Here is a 21,950-nt window from a genome sequence, read left to right as displayed (position 1 = left end):
GGCCTTTTGAGGCTGCTTTTAAGCACCTAAGAGTGTAACAAGCTTGGCAACAAAGGGCTAATATAACATGGGGGTATTAAAAAAGAATTTCAAGAGGAAGGACAGTTTTTGTTCATTCTGCACGTTTAATTTTTAATAGATTAAATGCCAGCTTTGAATCTGAATGTACAATTTAGTTGGGATTAAATAAATTTAGAGGAATTAAGCGAGGATCTTTACAGGTCGCTCGCTTTAGTCGAACGTCTAAACAACTACACTAACTCTTCGTTAGGCGCTATATTAGTCGCATGCATGCCTTTTGGACCTTGCTGCAATTCGAATGTTACATCTTGACCAGCTTTAAGGGTTTTATAACCGTCCATTACAATCGTTGAGTAATGGGCGAATATGTCATTCTCGCAGCCGTCTTCTACGATGAAACCAAAACCTTTGGCGTTATTGAACCATTTGACTTTACCACAAGCCATACTTCTACATCCTTCTATAAGTTGACTAATTTAGTTATTCTAAACCGTATAGTTTGATAGACTGACTAAGGTTTAATCAATCTACAATTGACTGTAGTTTATTTCGCCGATCAGTCAAGTGTTTTAAACTATTTTTTTTACATTTAATTTATTTTTTATTCAAGTTTGCTTGAGTACCAAAGACAAGACTATATTTAATTATGAGTGGCATGAAAGATTCAGATGTTTTAGATACGGTTCGCGATAGTGAGAAGCAAAAACTGCAACCACCGCGAAGATATAAAGTCATTTTAAATAATGATGATTACACGCCAATGGACTTTGTGATAGAAGTACTAACGACGTTTTTTAACATGGATAGCGATAGAGCAACAGATGTGATGCTGCAGGTTCATCAAAATGGTCGCGCAATTTGCGGGGTTTATACCGCAGACGTAGCGTATACCAAAGTTGAACAAGTTAACCGTTATGCAAGAGATAACGAGCATCCACTGCTATGTAGTTGTGAGCAGGAATAATACCAAGGTAGGGTGATCAAAATACCCATCACAACGGTATATAAATATTATCTCAGTAAGGGGTTGCTAATGCTAAACAAAGATTTAGAACTAACTTTAAACGCGGCGTTTCGCGAAGCGCGTACACGTCGCCATGAATTTATGACTGTAGAGCACCTATTACTTGCCCTGCTTGACAATCCATCGGCTGGAGAAGCGCTGCACGCCTGCGGGATTGATATGCCAGCATTAAAAGTTGAGCTATCAGAGTTTATTAATGAGACCACTCCAGTCATTCCAGATTTAGAAGAAGAACGTGAAACCCAGCCAACACTTGGTTTTCAGCGCGTATTACAACGCGCGGTATTTCATGTGCAATCATCAGGTAAAAACGAAGTAACAGGCGTGAATGTGCTGGTGGCTATTTTTTCTGAACAAGAAAGCCAAGCAGTGTACTTGTTGAAAAAAGCTGATATTTCGCGACTAGATATTGTGAACTTTATATCTCATGGTATCACTAAAGCAGACGATGACATGGGTGGCGAAGATGCTGATGACATCCATGAAGAAGTGCAAGCAGTTCAAGGCGAAGAGCCAAGTAAATTAGAAAACTTCACGTCTAATTTGAATGTACTCGCCCGTGAAGGGAATATCGACCCATTGGTGGGACGTGATAGTGAAGTAGAACGCACAGTGCAAGTACTGTGTCGTCGTAAAAAGAATAATCCGTTATTAGTGGGCGAAGCTGGGGTGGGTAAAACCGCTATTGCTGAAGGCTTAGCGTATCGCATCGTGCATGAACAAGTACCTGACGTGATTGCTGATGCTGTGGTGTACTCGTTAGATATGGGGGCATTACTTGCAGGCACTAAATACCGTGGTGATTTTGAAAAGCGTTTTAAAGCATTATTAAAAGAGCTTCAGGCGAAGCCTGGTGCTATTTTGTTTATTGATGAGATACATACCATAATTGGTGCCGGCGCAGCCTCTGGCGGCGTTATGGACGCCTCTAATCTACTTAAACCACTGCTTTCGAGCGGTAAGTTACGCTGTATGGGCTCAACTACTTATAACGAGTACAAAAATATCTTTGAAAAAGACCGTGCTTTAGTGCGTCGTTTTCAAAAAATTGATGTACTTGAACCAAGTGTCGCTGATACCACTAAAATTCTTAATGGCTTAAAAGAGCGTTACGAGGAGCATCATGGTATTCGTTATACGCAAAAAGCGTTAAAAGCGGCGGCAGAGTTGAGCGCTAAGTACATTAACGAACGCCATTTGCCTGATAAAGCTATTGATGTAATTGACGAAGCGGGTGCTAGTCAACGATTACAACCTATCTCTAAGCGCAAAAAAACCATTGGTGTGGCAGATATCGAATTGATAGTGGCGAAAATGGCGCGTATTCCACAGCAAAGTGTGTCATCAAGCGATAAAGAGACCCTTAAAAATCTTGATCGTAATTTGAAGATGTTGGTATTTGGCCAAGATCAATCAATCGATGCACTAACCTCGGCCATTCGCTTATCACGTTCAGGTTTATCAAATGAAGATAAACCAGTGGGTTCGTTCTTGTTTGCAGGGCCAACGGGTGTAGGTAAAACTGAGGTGACTAAACAACTTGCAAAATGTATGGGTGTTGAGTTTATCCGCTTTGATATGTCTGAGTACGTAGAGCGTCACGCGGTGAGTCGTTTAATTGGTGCGCCTCCTGGTTATGTTGGTTTTGAACAAGGAGGCTTGTTAACTGAGGCGGTGATTAAAAATCCACATTCGGTTGTATTACTGGATGAGATAGAGAAAGCTCATTCAGATATCTACAATATTTTATTGCAGGTAATGGATCACGGAACGCTGACCGATAATAACGGTCGTAAAGCGGACTTTAGAAACGTTGTGGTGGTGATGACCACCAACGCTGGCGTACAAGAGACCGTTCGTAAGTCGATTGGCTTTACTGATCAAGATCATTCTCATGATGCAATGAGTGAAATTAATAAAGTATTTTCGCCAGAATTTAGAAACCGCCTTGATAACATTATTTGGTTTAATCATCTTGATCGCGATGTTACGCTACTGGTGGTTGATAAATTTATTGTTGAACTACAAGCACAGTTAGATAAAAAATCGGTTAACTTGGAGCTGACTAATAAGGCTCGTGAATGGTTAGCAGACAAAGGTTACGATAAAGCAATGGGTGCACGACCAATGGGCCGTGTGATCCAAGAGCAATTGAAAAAGCCGTTGGCAAACGAGATTTTATTTGGTGAACTTATTGATGGTGGTACAGTGAAAGTGTTTATCAAAGATAAAAAATTACGTTTTGATTATGAAACGAATTTAACACCTGCATAACCGTAATTGTTAAATAGACAACAAAAAGCCCAGCAATTGCTGGGCTTTTTGTTTATTAAATGTAATGCTCAGCAACGGCCTTCAATTACATTTAATAAACGCTTCAAGCTAGTGTAGAAAGTAACTAAGTTACTCAGACAACTTAGCTAAAAACTTGATATTTCGTTAACGCACTAACTTAGCGAGCACGGAATACGATGCGACCTTTTGATAAATCGTATGGGGTCATTTCTACAGTAACTTTATCGCCGGTTAAAATGCGGATATAGTTTTTACGCATTTTACCTGAAATATGAGCCACAACTACGTGACCATTTTCAAGCTCAACTCGGAACATTGTATTTGGTAAAGTATCAAGGACCGTCCCTTGCATTTCGATTACGTCTTCTTTCGCCATGTTTAGCGTAACACCTCTTTAATAGTTAAACGATGCAGATTCTGCCGAAAATACACCAATAAGTAAAGCCACTGTAGGCATTTTTGCAAATTAAATAGGCAGCCACTGCTCAGCAACTCTATTTTGAGCAGGTAAAAATTGGGTTTTGTAACGCATTTTTGCACATTCATCAATTTGATAGCCTAAATAGAGAAACTCTTTATCGTATTGTTTGGCGAATTTAAGCTGCTCTAAAATCATAACTGTGCCAACACTGAAGTGATCATAATCAGGATCAAAAAATGTATAAATAGCAGAAACAGTCTTATGCATACAATCAGTTACCGCCACTGCAACCAGTTTATCTTGATCCCATAATTCAATAAAAATAATGGGTAACCAGTGACAAAATATAAAGCTGTCGAATTGACTTTGCTCGGGTGGGAACATAGAACCACCTTGATGGCGCTCGGTAATGTATTTACTGTATAACGCAAAGTATTCAGGGCGCTGTTCATCTGAGTATTTCACGCTAAAGGTATTTTTTGCTTTATTAAGTTTACGTTTTTGCGATTTTGTTGGTAAAAATGCCTGAGCTAATACACGAACAGACTTACATGCGCTGCAAGCTGGGCAGTGTGGGCGGTAAATTTGGTCGCCACTGCGGCGAAAACCTAATCCCAGTAACTCTTCAAACTTGCCAGGGGTATAACAACTTGGATCCAAAATAACTAATAATTGCTCTTGGCGATCGTCAAGATAGCTACAATCAAATTGTTGGCTTAATCCTAAACGAGCAGGTAAGTGTTCAGTCATAAATTGCTATAAGCTCCTGAGGTTGCCACATTGTAGTTGGCATTTTAAATATCGCTGCTTGTTTCAGTTTAGTTAAAAATTCTGAGCGTGGTAGCACTTTTTCACCTAAGGTGACTAAATAAGGATTCTCAAGCTGACAGTCAATAAAATGAGCATGGTGACGTTTCAACCAGTTGACCAATGCCCACATGGCTAATTTTGAACAATTAGCTTGATGATGGAACATTGATTCGCCGCAAAATACACCGTGCTGCATAATACCGTATAAGCCACCGACAAGTTTGTCATTTGACCAAACTTCTAAACTATGCGCTAAGCCTGCTTTATGTGCATCTTTATAAGCGTTAAGCATTTTTTTTGTGATCCAGGTGCCATCTGTTTCTAAGCGTTGTTGGCGACAGGCCTTAATTACCTGAGTAAATTCGGTATTAATAGTCACTTTAACCGGATTTTTTTTCAGATGCTTGCGTAAGCTTCGGCTAATATGAAATTCATCTAGCTCGATAATACCTCGCTCACTGGGTGACCACCACATAATTGGTTCGTATTCACTAAACCAAGGGAAAATCCCTTGCCCATACGCGTTTTTTAAGCGCGTTATGGATAAGCAACCGCCTATAGCAAGTAAACCATCTGGATCATCTAATGCGTGGGTGGGATCAGGAAAAGCAAAGTGGTTTTTAGAGAGTTGATAAAGTTGTTTAGTCATAACACCGATTGAATAACTGAATGATCAAGATAAAGTGTAACCTGTTGCTTTAAATTCACAAACCAAAAATTATTGTGTTATCCATAGCGTTGTATAGAGCTTACATTCTAAGGGGTGTTTATGATAGGCAAATTGTAGGCATAAAAAAGCGCGTTAAAAAACGCGCTTAATTGAACCATGAACTAATCGAATTAGCTAACCACTTTTACTGGTACAGCTTCACCTGCGTTGAACTTAGTTGTCATTGCTTCTTCAACAGGTGTAAACGATGTAAGGTCAATACCTTCAACCGCAGACTTATACTCTTCCATAGTCGGGAAACGACCAAGAACAGAAGATAGAACTACAACTGGCGTAGAACCTAGAAGTGATTCACCTTTCTTCTCAGATGTATCGGCTACTACACGGCCTTGGAATAAACGTGTTGATGTTGCGATAACCGTATCACCTGGTTCTGCTTTTTCTTGGTTACCCATACATAAGTTACAACCTGGGCGCTCTAGGTATAAGATATTTTCATACTTAGTACGTGCAGCCGTTTTTGGTTTTGCATCGTCAAATTCAAAACCTGCGTATTTAGCAAGAATATCCCAATCGCCTTCAGCTTTAAGCTCATCAACAATGTTGTATGTTGGTGGCGCAACAACTAATGGCGCGTTGAATGAGATAGAACCGTTTTTCTTCTCAAGGTTACGTAGCATGTGAGCAATAATTTTCATATCGCCTTTGTGAACCATACACGAACCAACAAAACCTAAATCAACAGGCTTGTCGTTGTAAAAAGAAACAGGGCGGATCACATCGTGAGTATAACGCTTAGAAACATCATCGTTATTTACGTCTGGATCGGCAATCATTGGCTCAACGATTTGGTCCAAATCAACCACAACTTCTGCGTGGTATTTAGCGTTGTCGTCTGGAGAAAGTGCTGGCTCTTCACCAGATTGAATACCTGCAATACGCTTGTCGGCTAAGTCGATTAGACCTTGTAGCGTTTGTGCTTCGTTTTCCATACCTTTGTTGATCATGATTTGGATACGTGACTTAGCAAGTTCAATTGACTTAATTAACGTTTCATCATTTGAAATACAGATTGACGCTTTCGCTTTCATTTCTGCAGTCCAGTCAGTGAAGGTAAACGCTTGGTCAGCCATTAAGGTACCAATATGAACTTCAATGATACGACCTTGGAACACGTTTTCGCCGCCAAATTGCTTAAGCATTTGCGCTTGCGTTGCATGTACAACATCGCGGAAATCCATATGCTTAGCCATTTTGCCTTTAAACGTTACTTTAACTGAATCAGGAATCGGCATCGCAGATTCACCGGTTGCAAGTGCAACAGCAACAGTACCTGAATCGGCACCAAAGGCAACGCCTTTAGACATACGTGTATGCGAGTCACCACCAATGATGATAGCGCGATCATCAATGGTAATGTCGTTCAATACTTTGTGAATAACGTCAGTCATTGCATGGTAAACGCCTTTCGGGTCACGTGCAGTGATCAAACCAAACTTATTCATAAACGCCATTAGTTTAGGAATGTTTGCTTGTGCTTTGCTATCCCATACTGATGCTGTATGACAACCAGACTGATAGGCACCATCAACAAGAGGTGAAATCGTTGAAGCAGCCATGGCTTCTAATTCTTGCGCTGTCATTGGACCGGTTGTATCTTGCGAACCAACGATGTTCACTTTAACACGAACATTTGAGCCTGCGTGAAGTGGCGTATCTGATAGTACACCTACCGCGTTACGGTTAAAGATTTTTTCAACCGCTGTTAAGCCTTGGCCTTCGTGTGAAATTTCTTTTGAAGGTGCATAAACAAGCGGCGTTTCAATGCCAAGAGTTTCAGCAGCAAACGTTTGTAGTTTTTTACCGAATACAACCGCGTAAGAACCACCGGCTCTCATAAATTCAACTTTTTGCGGTGTGAATGCTGATGAAATATCAACAAGTTCTTTATCGCCGTTATAAAGCTTCTTCTCTTTAGTATTGATTGTTAACACAGTACCAGTAGCAACAGAGTAGGCTTCTTCAAGCACAGCGTCACCATTTGCATCAGTTACTGTATTGCCGTTTGCATCTACTTTCTTAACCCAGTTTTTAAGGTCAAGACCAATACCGCCAGTTACATCAACTGTTGTTAAGAAGATTGGTGCAATGCCGTTAGTACCTGCAACAACAGGTGCAATGTTGATGAAAGGAACGTATGGGCTTGCTTGTTTACCAGCCCAAAGTGCTACGTTATTCACACCAGACATACGTGATGAACCAACGCCCATGGTGCCTTTTTCAGCAATAAGCATTACTTTAGCGTTAGGGTGTTTCTTTTGAAGAGCAACAATTTCTTGTTGTGCTTCTTCAGTGATCATGCACTTACCGTGTAATTCACGGTCAGCACGTGAGTGTGCTTGGTTACCTGGAGACAGTAAATCAGTTGAGATGTCGCCTTCACCAGCGATGTAAGTTACTACTTCGATTTTTTCTTCGATGTCAGGTAATTTTGTAAAGAACTCAGCTTTTGAGAAACTCTCTAGTAATTCTTTAGCAATTGTATTACCTGCTTCGTAGGCCGCTTTTATGCGCGCCATATCTGCATCATACAAGAATACCTGAGTCTTAAGTACTTCAGCAGCTTGTGCTGCGATTGCTGCGTCATCACCAAATGCTAAATCAATTAGCATTTCAATTGACGGCCCGCCTTTCATGTGTGAAAGCAGTTCAAATGCAAACTCTGGAGTGATCTCTGCAACGTGCTCTTCACCCAAAATAATTTCTTTTAGAAACTGTGCTTTAACGCCCGCAGCACTGGTTGTTCCTGGTAATGTATTAAAGATAAAGAAATGCAGTGAATCTTTACGGTGCTCGTTATTAGTATCTTTAATTTGATTAATGATTTCTGATACTAGTTCAGCGCTATCGATTGGTTGTGGGTTTAATCCAAGCTCCGTTTTACGGGTTTGGATTTCTTCCATATATTTTGTATACAAACTCATAGAAAACTCTCGGTATTTTACTTGATATGAAGTTAAGCATTTTAACTGATTTTACAGTCTCTAGTAATGCCTAAATGAATAAAGCTTTTCTGCCTAACTATAATTATAGCTAGTTTTACTTACTATACTTTGACGATATTCATTGCTCGAACTTAGATCCTATCGCACCTAAGCCATTAATTGTATAAATATGATTGATTTCGAGTATAAGTATGGTGAATGTTGGTGCGACTGCAATGAGTACTTTTCGGTGTTGGATGAGCCTTTATAATTTTTGGCCCAAAAAAAGGGCTGAAAATTCAGCCCTTACTATAAGTATATAAATTACAGGTTATCTAAGAAACGCTCAGCATCAAGTGCTGCCATACAGCCAGTACCCGCAGAGGTAATAGCTTGACGGTAGATATGATCAGACACATCACCTGCCGCAAATACACCCGGTACGCTAGTTTGGGTTGCGTTACCGTTTAGCCCTGACTCAACCACTAAGTAGCCGTCTTTCATTTCAAGTTGGCCAACAAACATATCAGTATTTGGTTTATGACCAATGGCAATAAATACGCCCGCTAAATCAATTTCTTCAGTGGCTTCTGAGTTTGCATCCTTAATACGAACACCGGTAACACCCATTTGGTCACCCAGTACTTCATCAAGCGTACGGTTGTAGTGCATTACAACATTACCGTTTGCTGCTTTTTCAGCTAGGCGATCGGCTAAGATTTTTTCACTGCGGAAGCTATCACGACGGTGAATTACATGCACTTCATCAGCAATGTTCGATAAATAAAGCGCTTCTTCAACCGCAGTATTACCACCACCAACAACCGCAACTTTTTGACCTTTATAGAAAAAACCATCACAGGTTGCACAGGCTGACACACCACGGCCTTGGAAGTTAGTTTCAGACTCTAGACCCAAGTACTTAGCAGATGCACCCGTTGCAATGATCAGCGCATCACACGTGTAAGTACCTTGATCACCCGTTAATGTAAACGGACGTTTAGTTACATCAACAGTATGAATGTGGTCAAAGACAATTTCAGTTTCAAAACGCTCGGCATGCTCTTTCATACGATCCATTAACGCAGGACCTGTTAAACCGTGAGCATCGCCCGGCCAGTTTTCAACTTCAGTCGTTGTTGTAAGTTGACCGCCTTGTTGCATACCGGTGATCAATACCGGGTTTAAATTTGCGCGTGCTGCGTAAACTGCTGCAGTGTAACCCGCAGGTCCAGATCCTAAAATTAGCAACTTACAATGTTTTACTTCACTCATGTTTTTATATCCTAAACGTTTAATAGCGTATTAATGCGCTCGATTTTAAGAGAAACAAGAGGGAAGTAAATAAAAGCGGCGATTATTTTTTTTTCTAAATCACAAAGCTGTCAAATATTGTGTACTAGAATCATGATAAGTGTACGATTTGTATGATATATGAGCTATTAATTCAGTATTAACTTAGCAAACGACGTTAATTCATGACCAAACTGTGTTTTTTTGATATGTTTTAACTAATTTTGATTTGTGACCCTCAAAAAGGGTAACCTAAGTGAATAGGCAACTATGTTATTTTGGCAGGAAAAATCCGCGTACGGGTTGACTTCAAAAGACGTTAACGTCTTAACCAATGCACAAGAATATCGCACGCATTTATTAACACTGATTGCGCAGGCAAAAACACGTATTTATATTACGGCACTTTATCTGCAAGATGATGAAGCAGGGCGTGAAGTGTTAGCAGCGTTACATCAGGCTTCATTAGCAAATCCTGCATTAGATGTAAAAGTGTTGGTTGATTTTCATCGTGCCCAACGCGGTTTAATTGGTGCTGCAAAGTCAGACGGAAACGCTAGCTTATATTGTGAATACAAAGAAAAGTATCAATCCAATATACAAATATTTGGTGTGCCAGTAAAAGCCAAAGAACTCTTTGGTGTGCTGCATTTAAAAGGCTTTGTAATTGATGATACGCTGCTTTATAGCGGTGCGAGTTTAAATAATGTGTATTTACAGTATCAAGACCGTTATCGACTAGATCGCTACTTTTTAATCAAGCAGGCTGCGCTATGCGATTCTATCGTTAACTTTATTGAGCAAGCGCTATTGAGCTCAGAGGCAGTCCCACGCATTGATACGCGGCCACTAACGAAGTTTAATGATATTAAAATCGCACAAAAACAATTGATGCGTTCATTAAAGCAAGCTAACTATGCTCACAGTGTGGAGCAAAATGAGCAAGCACTTGGCGTGCGACTATTTTTAGGACTGGGACGACGTAATAACGAGCTCAATCGGGTGATTAAATCGTTATTTGATGCCACCGAACAAGAGTTAGTACTGTATACCCCATACTTTAATTTTCCTGCACCGTTAATGCGTTCATTGCGCCGCTTATTAAAGCAAGGCAAGCAAGTAACGATAGTTGTAGGTGATAAAACAGCCAATGACTTTTACCTGCCACCAAGTGAACCCTTTAGTAAAATAGGTGCTTTGCCATACTTGTATGAAACGATTTTGCATAAATTTTTAAAATCGCAAAAGCGCCATATTATCAACGGTAATTTAAATGTGTATTTGTGGCGGCATGAAAGTAACTCATTTCATTTGAAAGGTATTTGTGCTGATCGTAAATACCATTTATTGAGTGGCCATAATTTAAACCCTCGAGCCTGGGGGTTAGATATAGAAAATGGCATTTTATTAGAAGATCCTGAGCAAACTCTCATGCCAGCAATCGACAATGAAAGAGCTGAGATATTACAGCACTGTCGTCGTTTAAATGGCGCAGAAGATTTAGAAGCTATGGATAACTACCCGCCAGCGGTTAAAAAACTACTGGGGCAAGCTAAACGTGTCAAAGTTGATTTTATTATTAAGCGTTTTATTTAACGCATGGTTATATAGCAAAAGTTAGCACTATAAAAGCAGTGGTTTTGCTGCTTTTAGCTGCTTTTTTAGCACCGTTTGTTTGCTTCACCTCGTTGTAATACTTTACAAAACTGATGATGGTTATTTTAATATTCAAAGGAACTAACAATGCTTATTAAATCCGCCGAGAAAAAAGATTACGCCTCTTTAATTGAGATCTGGGAAGCTTCCGTTTCTCATACCCATGACTTTTTAACCCAACAACACATAGATGAACTGAAACCATTGATTTTGGCACATTATTTTGATGCTGTTAGTCTTTTTTGTTGTAAAGACAACAGTGGAAAAATAATTGGGTTTATTGGCGTTGCTGGCGGCAATATTGAAATGCTGTTTGTTGAGCCGACTTTCTTTGCGAAGGGGGTTGGCACGTTATTAATTAATTACGCGATTGATAATTTAGCAGCAACTCATGTTGATGTTAACGAGCAAAATCCTAAAGCCCATGGTTTTTATTTAAGTAGAGGGTTTGAGCAAATAGGGCGCTCTGAATTAGATGGTCAAGGAAATCCGTTTCCGCTGCTACATATGCGTTTAGCAAAAGTAGTTGAGGCTGACTAAATGGAACTGGTGATTTCAGATTCAATAACTTTAAAGCCATTAGATATTAGTCACGCAGTTGAACTTTACCAAGTTATCGCCGATAGTCGGGAAAATCTGAGTCAATTTTTACCTTGGGTGGATGACGTAATAGATGTTAATTCAACTAAACGTTATATATATGAACGACTACACAGCGGTAAAGCAGGTTCTCAGTGGTTTGCGGTATATATAGAGGATCGCTTAAGCGGTGTATTTGGTATTAAACACATTGACCCTGACAGTAAAGGCGCTGAATGCGGTTATTGGTTAGCTGATTTTGCACGCGGGCAAAGAGCCATGAATCAAGTGCTTACTAAAATAGTGCCTTATATAAAAAATAATAGTCACGCAAAAGTGATTGAGTTTTGTTGTTTAGAGGAAAACCTAGCGAGCATTAAAGTGGTGCAAGGCGCTGGTGCGAAGTTCAAATGTTATCACCAAGAGACATCACACTTTCTTGCTAATAAGCAGCAACGTTTAGGTGTTTATGAAATAAAGCTAACGTGATCAATGTTGATGGTAAGTAATAAAAAAGCGCAATACAATTGATATCGCGCTTTATTATTCTCGCTAACTCGCTAACTCGCTAACTCGCTAACTCGCTAACTCGCTAACTCGCTAACTCGCTAACTCGCTAAAACGTCCACTCAACGTGAAATTGCGGCACAGACTCTGTGGTGTCTGTGCCTAACTTGTTGTGCCAATATTGCCATTCAAGGCCAAGTAGTAAGGTGTTTTCTTTCATGCTAATGGCATTACCCAAGTCCCAAGTAATGATAGGTTGTGCTAAGATCCACGCCTTAACATCTTCACCAAATTCATTTTCGCGCTCAGCAATATATTCAACATGGCCAGTTACATTAAATTTTTGCGAACCAATTGAAAACGGGTAACCCCATGCAACATCTAGCATCCAGCTGTTTGTTTCAATAGGTGCACCACCACGCGCAACGCCATCGTTATCATCAATATAGGCCGTCACTAACGTTGATAGAAAGGTAAAGCCAGGCGCTTGCCAGTTTACTTTTACACCGGGTAAGTATTTTAATACCTTAGAGTCACCGGCAGCGTTAAAACCTGCTGTGAGGCCGATATCAGCAATTGCCCCATAAGACATATCCTTGCCTGAAATTTTCGACAGGCTAAAAGTTGAATACCATTCGCCGTAGAAGTCTTTATCTTGATAACCGTCATCAGTGGCGTCATTAATATAATCAATAAAGAAGAAGTTATCCCCATAATTATAAGCTGATGCATGTTGCAGTGATGCGATAGTGGTGTTTGATTCTTGTCCTGTGAAGGGGTTTTTAAAATCACCATTGTTAAGGTGTAACGCAGTGTTGCTCCAGTTAGCCGCTTGGCTAGAGGTGCTTGCCAAACAAATGGCAGCGAAGGCGACGGTTTTTTTCAATGTCTTATCTCGAATTTAAAGGTTAGTTAATTAATCCAAAAACGAGATTATAGCAGATACACTGAAAGTTGGCGTATCTGCTTAAAAAATTATGCTTTATTACGACGTAAGCAGATCACTGCAATCGCAGTAAACGCTAATATAAAACAGTAATATGATGAAGTAGACACTTGCCACGGGCTAATTTTAAATGTAGCGCCTAGCAGCAGTGCTTGCGCGCCATATGGCAATGAACCTTGAGTGACACAGGCGAAAATATCTAATAAGCTGGCAGAGCGTTTACTGCTGATCTCACCGTCATCAGCCAGCTTTTTAGCAATAGGCCCAGCCACTATGATAGACACGGTATTATTGGCGATACACAAGTTACTGGTCATTACTAATGCCGCAATACCCAGTTGATCAGCCACTTTTCGGTGCCACTTGGCAATCACTTTAGTGATCGCTTGAATCTTTTGTGCAATGTAGTCCAAGCCGCCACTAATACGAATAAACTCAGACAAGCCACCAATAAACATCGATAGCAAGAAGATTTCTTGCATATTCGTAAAGCCTTTGTAAATATCTTTTACAAAGCTGGCACCTTCATAACTGCCAGTAAAGCCCATCAGTGCCGCAAATATAATACCACTGAACAGCACCACAAATACATTAAAACCCATCACCGCCAACACTAAAATAAATGCATAAGGCAGTACTAATAGAATATCGTAATCTTTAGTTTCTACTGCTTGAGCCGCAGGCGTTAAAAAGAATAGTAAAGCGATAGTCAGGAGCGCTGCTGGCAAGGCAATTTTTAAATTCTCACGGAATTTATCTTTCATCTCACAGCCTTGGGTACGCGTTGCGGCAATAGTGGTATCAGAAATAATTGATAAGTTGTCACCAAACATGGCACCAGACACAATCGTACCGGCCATCAACGCAGGATCAATACCGGTTTTAATTGATACCGCATAAGCAATCGGGCCGATTGCACCGATAGTACCCATTGACGTACCCATGGCAGTTGATACAACTGCAGCAATTAAAAATAAACCCGGTAACAATAAAGCTGGTGGAATAAGAGATAAACCGGCATTAACAACCGCATCAACACCGCCTGTTGCACCTGCGACGGCAGAAAATGCCCCAGCAAGTAAATAAATTAAGCACATGGTAATGATGTTGTTGTGACCGGCACCTTTTATAAAGGTTTCTACACTGTGGTTAATAGTGTTTTTATTTAATATAAACGCCAGCATAATCGCCGGTAAAATAGCAACAGGGGCTGGAAGTTGATAAAAAGCGTAATCTACCCCTTGTGATTGTAGGTATAAACCCGCACCTAAAAATAAGGCCACAAAGGTTAATAGGGGGAGCAAAGATAGTTTTGCTGTTGTTTTATTAAATGATGGCTGCATCATATTCCTCGTTAGATAACTTCTTGCACAACTAACACAGCCAAAAGATCCCTCTTTTAGCTGAATTTAGTTGTCATACTTACCACAATGATAAGTACTTCAACAGCGCCCGCAAGCCAAAGACCAAATCGGCGCAAAGAAAGAAGTTTAAATGTATAGATGGCTAAAGTCTATGGGTATCTGCTATTATTATTTTTTAAAAGGCTTACCTGACTATTACACGAGTTTTAGATAAAATCTAGCCAACTCAAAAAATGCATAGGTTATAATATGAATCGAATCGGCGTATTTGGCGCAAACGGAAGAATGGGGCTGGCATTAATTGAAGCCACTCACAAAAATAATCACACTGAGCTTAGTGCAGCCTATGTACGTAGCAATTCACCTTTATTAAATATTGCAGTTAATCAATTAAATAGCGCAGCACCTGCGACAATAAATTTTAGTGACGAACGCCATGTTGACAATATCGACGTACTGATTGATTTTACGCTCCCAGCGGGTATGCGTGAGCATTTAAAAACAGCCGTTGCACAAAATATTCCGATTGTGATTGGCACCACCGGTTTAAATGACGACGATATGCTGGCGTTACAAACGGCTGCCAAGCACATTCCAATTGTGTTTGCGAGAAATTACAGCGTAGGGGTAAATTTGCTGTTGAATTTAGTGCAAACTGCAGCTACTAAGTTTGGTGATGATTTAGATATCGAAATTTTTGAAGCGCATCATCGCCATAAAATCGATGCGCCATCAGGCACTGCACTTGCCATTGGTGAGGCAATTGCCGATGCAAAAGGGTGGGTGCATGATGAGGTTGCGGTATTTGATCGCAGCCGAGTAGAAACAGAAAAAGCGCAAAATGAAATTGGTTATTCGGTGCTCAGAGGCGGAGATATAGTTGGTGAACATACCGCATATTTCGCAACTTCTGGCGAAAGGCTTGAATTAACTCATAAAGCAAGTTCTCGAATGACCTTTGCATTAGGCGCAGTAAGAGCTGCAGGCTGGTTGAAAAATAAGCATGCAGGACTTTATAACATGCAAGATGTGCTTGACTTGAAGTAGTTTAGTTACTTTTTTGGGTGTTTGGTGGCTTTTATAGCTTATAGGGCTTATTTTTACGGATTATTGAAATAGGGTTAGACCTAAAAGGCAAATTACTATAAAATAGCGCTAATTTGCCAAAAATTCATAATTGCGTGTTTCCAATCGCTATAAACGGGTAGTAAAGCAAATGACTTTACGCCCGTTTTTTACTGTTAGGAGGTTAACTTGACTAAATCCGCTCTGTTAGTTCTAGAAGACGGCACAGTGTTTCGCGGTACTGCAATCGGCGCTGACGGCATGTCTGTCGGTGAAGTAGTATTCAATACATCAATGACTGGTTATCAGGAAATTCTGACTGACCCTTCATACGCGGAACAAATCGTAACTTTGACGTACCCACACATAGGTAATACGGGTACTAACAGCGAAGACGAAGAAGCGAGTCACATTTGGGCTAAAGGCCTAGTGATCCGTGATTTGCCACTGCTAGCAAGTAATTTCCGTAACGAGCAATCGTTAGATGATTACTTAAAAGAACGTAATATCTTAGGTATTGCAGACATTGACACCCGCAAGCTTACCCGTATTTTGCGCGATAAAGGCGCTCAAAACGGCTGTATTATTGCTGGTGACGAATTAGATGAAAACCAAGCGCTCGCAGCTGCGCAAGCCTTCCCAGGCTTAAAAGGTATGGATTTAGCGAAAGTAGTCTCAACCAAGGAAAATTTCGAGTGGCGTGAATCAAGCTGGACATTAGGCGCAGGGTTCAAAACTCTAAACGCAGCCGATGAAAAGTTTCACGTTGTTGCTTATGATTTCGGTGTAAAGCGTAATATTCTACGTATGCTTGTAGACCGTGGTTGTAAATTAACCGTTGTACCTGCACAAACCTCGGCAGCTGACGTGTTAGCACTTAACCCAGATGGTATCTTCTTATCGAATGGCCCGGGCGATCCTGAACCGTGTACTTACGCTATTGAAGCAATTAAAGCCTTTTTAGAAACTGAAATTCCTATTTTTGGTATCTGTTTAGGTCACCAATTGTTAGCCCTTGCCTCGGGTGCAAAAACAGTGAAAATGAAGTTTGGTCATCACGGTGGTAACCACCCAGTGAAAGATTTAGACCGTAACGTAGTAATGATCACTGCGCAAAACCATGGTTTTGCTGCCGATGAAACAACGTTACCAGATAACCTTCGTGCTACGCATAAATCGTTATTTGACGGCACATTACAAGGTATTCACCGCACCGACAAACCTGCTTTTAGCTTCCAAGGTCACCCTGAAGCAAGCCCAGGTCCACACGATGCAGCCCCATTATTTGACCACTTCATCGATTTGATGCAAGCGCGTAACAACTAATTAAACCGGAGTAACAATGCCAAAACGTACCGACATAAAAAGCATTCTTATCCTAGGCGCAGGCCCGATCGTAATCGGCCAAGCCTGTGAATTTGACTACTCTGGTGCTCAAGCGTGTAAAGCACTTAGAGAAGAAGGCTATCGAGTTATTTTAGTTAACTCAAATCCTGCAACAATTATGACCGATCCTGATATGGCTGATGCGACCTACATCGAGCCAATTCATTGGGAAGTAGTAGAAAAAATCATTGAAAAAGAAAAGCCAGATGCTGTACTGCCTACAATGGGTGGTCAAACCGCATTAAACTGTGCGCTTGATTTAGATAAGCACGGTGTATTGGCAAAGCATGGTGTTGAGCTTATTGGCGCAACTGCTGATGCAATCGACAAAGCAGAAAACCGTGAGCGTTTTGATGTTGCTATGCGTAACATCGGCCTTGAATGTCCGCGTGCTGAAATTGCTCATTCAATGGATGAAGCAAAAGACATCATCAAACGCATTGGTTTACCGTGTATTATTCGACCTTCTTTCACTATGGGCGGCACCGGCGGCGGTGTGGCGTATAACTTAGAAGAGTTTGAAGAAATTTGTGAACGCGGTTTAGACCTTTCTCCAACCAGCGAGCTATTGATTGATGAATCATTGATCGGTTGGAAAGAGTACGAAATGGAAGTTGTGCGTGACAAAAACGACAACTGCATTATCGTTTGTGCAATTGAAAACTTTGACCCAATGGGTGTTCATACTGGCGATTCAATCACCGTTGCTCCTGCGCAAACATTAACTGACAAAGAATACCAATTAATGCGTAATGCCTCTATGGCAGTACTGCGTGAAATTGGTGTTGAAACAGGTGGCTCAAACGTACAGTTTGGTGTTAATCCTGATGACGGCCGTATGGTTATTATCGAGATGAACCCACGTGTATCACGTTCATCAGCACTTGCTTCAAAAGCAACCGGTTTCCCGATTGCTAAAATCGCGGCTAAGCTAGCGGTAGGCTACACACTTGATGAACTACAAAACGACATCACCGGTGGTAAAACACCTGCGTCGTTCGAGCCATCAATCGACTATGTAGTAACAAAAATTCCTCGCTTTAACTTTGAAAAATTTGCTGGTGCAAACGACCGTTTAACCACGCAAATGAAATCTGTAGGCGAAGTAATGGCGATTGGTCGTAACCAACAAGAGTCGTTACAAAAAGCATTACGTGGTCTGGAAGTTGGCGCAACGGGTTTCAACCCAATCGTGGCACTTGACGATCCGAAAGCGAAAGAGAAAATCATCCGTGAATTACGTGAGCCAGGCGCTGAGCGTATTTGGTATATTGCTGATGCAATGCGTCACGGCATGAGCGTTGAAGAAGTGTTTCAGTTAACCAAAGTTGACCGTTGGTACTTAGTACAGATTGAAGACATCTTAAAAGACGAAGCTAAAATTGCCGAAGTGGGCATGGCTGGCTTAAGCGCTGATTTCCTTCGTAAGTTAAAACGTAAAGGGTTTGCTGACCCTCGTATCGCTGAAATAGCCGGTGTGTCTGAAGCTGAAATTCGTAAAAAGCGTCATTTATTAAACATCGTGCCAGTATACAAGCGCGTTGATACATGCGCCGCAGAGTTTAGCTCTGATACTGCATACATGTACTCAACGTACGATGAAGAGTGTGAAGCTGCCCCATCTGATCGTGATAAAATCATGGTTATTGGTGGCGGTCCTAACCGTATCGGCCAAGGTATTGAATTTGATTACTGTTGTGTTCACGCAGCCCTTGCACTACGTGAAGACGGCTACGAAACTATCATGGTTAACTGTAACCCTGAAACGGTTTCTACCGACTATGATACGTCAGACCGTTTATACTTTGAACCAATTACCCTTGAAGACGTACTTGAAATCGTACGTGTAGAAAAGCCTGTTGGTGTAATCGTGCAATACGGTGGTCAAACACCACTTAAACTTGCCCGTGAACTTGAAGCTAACGGCGTGCCAGTAATTGGTACTTCACCAGATGCGATTGACCGTGCAGAAGACCGTGAGCGTTTCCAACAACTTGTTGAGCGTTTAAACCTGCTTCAGCCGGAAAATGCCACTGTTACTTCAACTGAAGAAGCGCTTTTAAAATCAGCTGAAATTGGTTTCCCACTGGTTGTACGGCCTTCGTATGTACTAGGTGGTCGTGCAATGGAAATCGTGTATGACGAGCAAGACTTACGTCGTTACATGACCGAAGCCGTATCTGCATCAAATGAAGCACCAGTACTACTTGACCGTTTCTTAGATAACGCGATTGAAGTTGACGTTGACGCAATTTGCGACGGCGAGCACGTGATCATCGGTGGCATCATGGAACACATTGAACAAGCAGGTGTTCACTCAGGTGACTCAGCTTGTTCATTACCAGCCCATTCGTTATCACAAGAAGTGCAAGACGTAATGCGCAAGCAAGTAACGGACATGGCACTGGAGCTTGGTGTTGTTGGTTTGATGAATACACAGTTTGCTGTTAAAGATGGCAAAGTGTACCTAATCGAAGTAAACCCACGTGCAGCGCGTACGGTACCGTTCGTATCAAAAGCGACCGGTGTGGCACTTGCAAAAGTAGCGGCACGTTGTATGGCGGGTCAATCTTTAGCAAGCCAAGGCATTACTAAAGAAGTGATACCACCTTACTACAGCGTAAAAGAAGTGGTATTGCCATTTGCTAAGTTCCAAGGTGTGGATCCTATCCGTGGCCCTGAAATGCGCTCTACTGGTGAAGTAATGGGTGTGGGTGAAACATTTGCCGAAGCCTTTGCAAAAGCACAATTAGGTGCAAGCAACACTTTACCACGCGGTGGCCGCGCGTTACTATCTGTGCGTAATAGCGATAAGCCACGTATTGTTGAACTAGCTAAAACCATGACAGACCTAGGTTTTGAACTAGATGCAACAGGTGGCACAGCCGCTGCACTTGAAGATGCTGGTATTGCAGTACGTCGTGTAAACAAAGTATTTGAAGGTCGCCCGCACATTCTTGATAGAATCAAAAATGGCGAGTATAGCTATATCGTTAATACTACCGAAGGTCGCCAAGCGATCGAAGATTCGAAGGTGTTACGTCGTGGTGCATTGCAACACAAAACTAACTATACAACGACCTTGAATGCGGCATTTGCTAACTGTACTGCTAACCAAGCAGACGACCGCAGCAAAGTGACGTCAGTTCAAGAACTACACCTGCGATTGAACTAAGGAAATGTGCCAAGGCCGTTTATCGGCCTTGGGATTAAGTGAGAAAAGTATGCAAACAATTCCGATGACAGTTCGTGGCGCAGATTTAATGCGTAAAGAACTTAACGAATTAAAAACAGTTACCCGTCCAAAAATTGTATCTGATATTGCAGTTGCACGTGAACATGGTGACTTAAAAGAAAACGCTGAATATCACGCAGCGCGTGAGCAACAGGGTTTTTGTGAAGGCCGTATTCAAGAAATTGAAGGTAAGCTTTCAAATGTACAAATTATTGATGTGACTAAACTACCAAATACGGGTAAAGTTATTTTTGGTACCACAGTAACAATCGTTAATGTTGAGACTGATGCTGAAGTTAAATACCAAATTGTTGGTGATGATGAAGCAAGTATTAAAGATAACCGTATTTCGGTTAATTCACCGATTGCCCGTGGTTTAATTGGTAAACAAGCAGATGATGCTGTGATCATAAAAACCCCAAAAGGCGACGTGGAATACGAAATCATTGAGGTTGAGTACATTTAATTACTTTACTCATTTTCACGTTTTTAAAAACCGATGCTTGCATCGGTTTTTTTATGTTATAAACAATCTCGACATTTCTTAATAAATTGGGTACGTTAAGCTAACGTATTGATAATTTGCAGATGTTGATGACAGCAATTACTTTTCCTGACGCATTAAAAAACGGCGATAAAATTGCCATTTGCGCATTTTCATCCGGTGTTGAGAGCATCTTTCACCCACGTCTGGAACGTGTACTTTCGGGCTTAACACGCCGTGGCTACCAAGTAGTCGAAGGTAAATGTTTAAGACAACAAAGTAGCCCAGCAAAACAACGCGCTGATGAGCTAATGGCATTCTTACTTGATGACAGCATTGCCGCAATTATGCCGCCGTGGGGTGGTGAGCTTGCCATGGAAATACTTCAGTATATTGATTTTAATGCGGTTAAGTCTGCCAAGCCAAAGTGGTTAGTAGGTTTTTCAGATGTGAGCACGTTTGCCTGTATGCTTACAGTGCGATGTGGGTGGGTAACACTTCATGCTGCAAATCTAATGCAATTACATCCCAACGAGAAAGACAATTACTGTTTACAAGTTTTTGATGTTCTGGCGATTGAGAAAAATGGCTATTTCGAACAGGTGCCTGCCAAGTATTATCAGAATAAAGTGATTGATTACGCAAAAGGGCCAGATGCATTATTTGATTATACTCAGCCGAGTCAATGGCGCTGCCTAAACTATCAAGACTCAAGGCAAGTAGAGCTGACTGGGCGGTTATTTGGTGGCTGTTTAGACTCACTTAACGTGTTACTGGCTTCTCCATATCTTGATCTGCATAACTTTAAGCAAACATATGCGCCAGAAGGTTTACTACTTTATTTAGAAAATGCAGAGCTTTCACCTACAGCAGTGGCTCGTACTTTAATGGCGTGGCGGTTAAATGGTGTGTTTGCTGATATTAACGGTATTTTTCTGGGGCGTAGTGCTTTGCTTAGCTCTCCAGAGCAAGACATTGATTATTACCAAGCCCTTGAGCTTGCGTTAGGTAATTGTTTATTCCCAGTGATCATCGATGCTGATATCGGACATATCGCACCCAATTTATGTTTAGTGAATGGCGCATTTTGCAGTTTTAAAGCCACTATAGATAAAGGCTTAGTCTACAATGCGAGCCTAGTGACCACTTTGCAATAGAACTTCCTACCTAATTGGTGATAAATATGCATATTAAGGCAATGGCGTTAATA

General features: G+C 41.1%; 18 protein-coding genes. 10 read left to right on the top strand and 8 right to left on the bottom strand.

All coding sequences use genetic code 11. The annotated features are described in order from the left end of the window. Positions 1–251 precede the first annotated feature (251 nt). Positions 252–467, bottom strand: a complete 216-nt coding sequence (gene cspD / locus J7338_RS10450) for a cold shock domain-containing protein CspD (RefSeq protein WP_054204685.1) — start codon at positions 465–467, stop codon at positions 252–254. Between the two features lie 209 nt (positions 468–676). Here cspD and clpS point away from each other — a divergent pair, with 209 nt between their 5' ends. Together clpS and clpA are read left to right on the top strand one after the other, a co-directional pair. Beyond that, complete coding sequence (gene clpS, locus J7338_RS10445; protein WP_210797002.1) at positions 677–985, top strand: ATP-dependent Clp protease adapter ClpS; 309 nt, start codon at positions 677–679, stop codon at positions 983–985. A 69-nt stretch (positions 986–1,054) separates the two neighbouring features. Beyond that, positions 1,055–3,319: an ATP-dependent Clp protease ATP-binding subunit ClpA gene (gene clpA, locus J7338_RS10440; protein WP_210797001.1), complete on the top strand. Its 2,265-nt coding sequence runs from the start codon at positions 1,055–1,057 to the stop codon at positions 3,317–3,319. A 178-nt stretch (positions 3,320–3,497) separates the two neighbouring features. On the opposite strand, the gene infA is transcribed toward clpA, so the two are convergent. The 5 genes from infA to trxB all read right to left on the bottom strand — a co-directional run bounded on the left by infA (position 3,498) and on the right by trxB (position 9,500). Continuing rightward, complete coding sequence (infA, locus tag J7338_RS10435) at positions 3,498–3,716, bottom strand: translation initiation factor IF-1 (RefSeq protein WP_002962494.1); 219 nt, start codon at positions 3,714–3,716, stop codon at positions 3,498–3,500. A 90-nt stretch (positions 3,717–3,806) separates the two neighbouring features. Continuing rightward, the gene (locus tag J7338_RS10430; protein WP_210797000.1) at positions 3,807–4,511 is read right to left on the bottom strand and encodes an arginyltransferase; all 705 of its coding nucleotides are present in this window, start codon (positions 4,509–4,511) and stop codon (positions 3,807–3,809) included. Beyond that, a complete protein-coding gene (gene aat, locus J7338_RS10425) occupies positions 4,504–5,220 on the bottom strand; it encodes a leucyl/phenylalanyl-tRNA--protein transferase (protein WP_210796999.1) in 717 nt (238 codons plus the stop codon). Before aat ends, J7338_RS10430 begins: the two co-directional genes overlap by 8 nt. A 191-nt stretch (positions 5,221–5,411) precedes the next feature. Next, the gene (locus J7338_RS10420; RefSeq protein ID WP_210796998.1) at positions 5,412–8,225 is read right to left on the bottom strand and encodes a bifunctional aconitate hydratase 2/2-methylisocitrate dehydratase; all 2,814 of its coding nucleotides are present in this window, start codon (positions 8,223–8,225) and stop codon (positions 5,412–5,414) included. Between the two features lie 324 nt (positions 8,226–8,549). Continuing rightward, positions 8,550–9,500: a thioredoxin-disulfide reductase gene (trxB, locus tag J7338_RS10415; RefSeq protein ID WP_182717361.1), complete on the bottom strand. Its 951-nt coding sequence runs from the start codon at positions 9,498–9,500 to the stop codon at positions 8,550–8,552. Positions 9,501–9,788: 288 nt separating this feature from the next. On the opposite strand from trxB, the gene pssA reads away from it, so the two are divergent. From pssA to J7338_RS10400, 3 genes are all read left to right on the top strand, one after another. Continuing rightward, entirely contained in the window at positions 9,789–11,114 is a 1,326-nt protein-coding gene (gene pssA / locus J7338_RS10410) for a CDP-diacylglycerol--serine O-phosphatidyltransferase (RefSeq protein WP_210796997.1), read from the top strand. Between the two features lie 147 nt (positions 11,115–11,261). Further along, complete coding sequence (locus tag J7338_RS10405; RefSeq protein WP_210796996.1) at positions 11,262–11,714, top strand: GNAT family N-acetyltransferase; 453 nt, start codon at positions 11,262–11,264, stop codon at positions 11,712–11,714. Then, positions 11,715–12,242, top strand: coding sequence for a GNAT family N-acetyltransferase (locus J7338_RS10400; RefSeq protein WP_210796995.1), 528 nt, complete (start codon positions 11,715–11,717; stop codon positions 12,240–12,242). Positions 12,243–12,369: 127 nt separating this feature from the next. Here the strand turns inward: J7338_RS10400 and J7338_RS10395 are convergent, their stop codons facing one another. Both J7338_RS10395 and J7338_RS10390 read right to left on the bottom strand, forming a co-directional pair. After that, positions 12,370–13,146 carry a nucleoside-binding protein gene (locus J7338_RS10395; RefSeq protein WP_210796994.1) on the bottom strand — a complete coding sequence of 259 codons (777 nt, stop codon included), beginning with the start codon at positions 13,144–13,146 and terminating at the stop codon, positions 12,370–12,372. Between the two features lie 89 nt (positions 13,147–13,235). Then, positions 13,236–14,549 carry a Na+/H+ antiporter NhaC family protein gene (locus J7338_RS10390; RefSeq protein WP_210797090.1) on the bottom strand — a complete coding sequence of 438 codons (1,314 nt, stop codon included), beginning with the start codon at positions 14,547–14,549 and terminating at the stop codon, positions 13,236–13,238. 270 nt (positions 14,550–14,819) lie between these two features. Between J7338_RS10390 and dapB the strand changes: the two genes are divergently transcribed. The 5 genes from dapB (at position 14,820) to J7338_RS10365 (ending at position 21,897) form a co-directional block, all read left to right on the top strand. Further along, positions 14,820–15,617 carry a 4-hydroxy-tetrahydrodipicolinate reductase gene (gene dapB / locus J7338_RS10385; RefSeq protein WP_210796993.1) on the top strand — a complete coding sequence of 266 codons (798 nt, stop codon included), beginning with the start codon at positions 14,820–14,822 and terminating at the stop codon, positions 15,615–15,617. Between the two features lie 207 nt (positions 15,618–15,824). Beyond that, entirely contained in the window at positions 15,825–16,961 is a 1,137-nt protein-coding gene (gene carA, locus J7338_RS10380; protein ID WP_145233083.1) for a glutamine-hydrolyzing carbamoyl-phosphate synthase small subunit, read from the top strand. A gap of 16 nt (positions 16,962–16,977) precedes the next feature. Further along, positions 16,978–20,196 carry a carbamoyl-phosphate synthase large subunit gene (gene carB, locus J7338_RS10375; RefSeq protein ID WP_210796992.1) on the top strand — a complete coding sequence of 1,073 codons (3,219 nt, stop codon included), beginning with the start codon at positions 16,978–16,980 and terminating at the stop codon, positions 20,194–20,196. Positions 20,197–20,245: 49 nt separating this feature from the next. Next, positions 20,246–20,722, top strand: coding sequence for a transcription elongation factor GreA (gene greA, locus J7338_RS10370; RefSeq protein WP_210796991.1), 477 nt, complete (start codon positions 20,246–20,248; stop codon positions 20,720–20,722). Positions 20,723–20,850: 128 nt separating this feature from the next. Next, positions 20,851–21,897: a S66 family peptidase gene (locus J7338_RS10365; protein ID WP_210796990.1), complete on the top strand. Its 1,047-nt coding sequence runs from the start codon at positions 20,851–20,853 to the stop codon at positions 21,895–21,897. Positions 21,898–21,950 lie beyond the last annotated feature (53 nt).

The organism is Pseudoalteromonas ostreae (genome assembly GCF_018069805.1).
In the GTDB taxonomy this organism is placed as follows: domain Bacteria; phylum Pseudomonadota; class Gammaproteobacteria; order Enterobacterales; family Alteromonadaceae; genus Pseudoalteromonas; species Pseudoalteromonas ostreae.
This window is presented reverse-complemented; position numbering and strand designations above follow the sequence as displayed.

Bases quoted from the DNA above. Each gene is read 5' to 3' on its own strand.
- cspD (WP_054204685.1), bottom strand. From the start codon at position 467: ATGGCTTGTGGTAAAGTCAAATGGTTCAATAACGCCAAAGGTTTTGGT.
- clpS (WP_210797002.1), top strand. From the start codon at position 677: ATGAAAGATTCAGATGTTTTAGATACGGTTCGCGATAGTGAGAAGCAA.
- clpA (WP_210797001.1), top strand. From the start codon at position 1,055: ATGCTAAACAAAGATTTAGAACTAACTTTAAACGCGGCGTTTCGCGAA.
- infA (WP_002962494.1), bottom strand. From the start codon at position 3,716: ATGGCGAAAGAAGACGTAATCGAAATGCAAGGGACGGTCCTTGATACT.
- J7338_RS10430 (WP_210797000.1), bottom strand. From the start codon at position 4,511: ATGACTGAACACTTACCTGCTCGTTTAGGATTAAGCCAACAATTTGAT.
- aat (WP_210796999.1), bottom strand. From the start codon at position 5,220: ATGACTAAACAACTTTATCAACTCTCTAAAAACCACTTTGCTTTTCCT.
- J7338_RS10420 (WP_210796998.1), bottom strand. From the start codon at position 8,225: ATGAGTTTGTATACAAAATATATGGAAGAAATCCAAACCCGTAAAACG.
- trxB (WP_182717361.1), bottom strand. From the start codon at position 9,500: ATGAGTGAAGTAAAACATTGTAAGTTGCTAATTTTAGGATCTGGACCT.
- pssA (WP_210796997.1), top strand. From the start codon at position 9,789: ATGTTATTTTGGCAGGAAAAATCCGCGTACGGGTTGACTTCAAAAGAC.
- J7338_RS10405 (WP_210796996.1), top strand. From the start codon at position 11,262: ATGCTTATTAAATCCGCCGAGAAAAAAGATTACGCCTCTTTAATTGAG.
- J7338_RS10400 (WP_210796995.1), top strand. From the start codon at position 11,715: ATGGAACTGGTGATTTCAGATTCAATAACTTTAAAGCCATTAGATATT.
- J7338_RS10390 (WP_210797090.1), bottom strand. From the start codon at position 14,549: ATGCAGCCATCATTTAATAAAACAACAGCAAAACTATCTTTGCTCCCC.
- dapB (WP_210796993.1), top strand. From the start codon at position 14,820: ATGAATCGAATCGGCGTATTTGGCGCAAACGGAAGAATGGGGCTGGCA.
- carB (WP_210796992.1), top strand. From the start codon at position 16,978: ATGCCAAAACGTACCGACATAAAAAGCATTCTTATCCTAGGCGCAGGC.
- greA (WP_210796991.1), top strand. From the start codon at position 20,246: ATGCAAACAATTCCGATGACAGTTCGTGGCGCAGATTTAATGCGTAAA.
- J7338_RS10365 (WP_210796990.1), top strand. From the start codon at position 20,851: ATGACAGCAATTACTTTTCCTGACGCATTAAAAAACGGCGATAAAATT.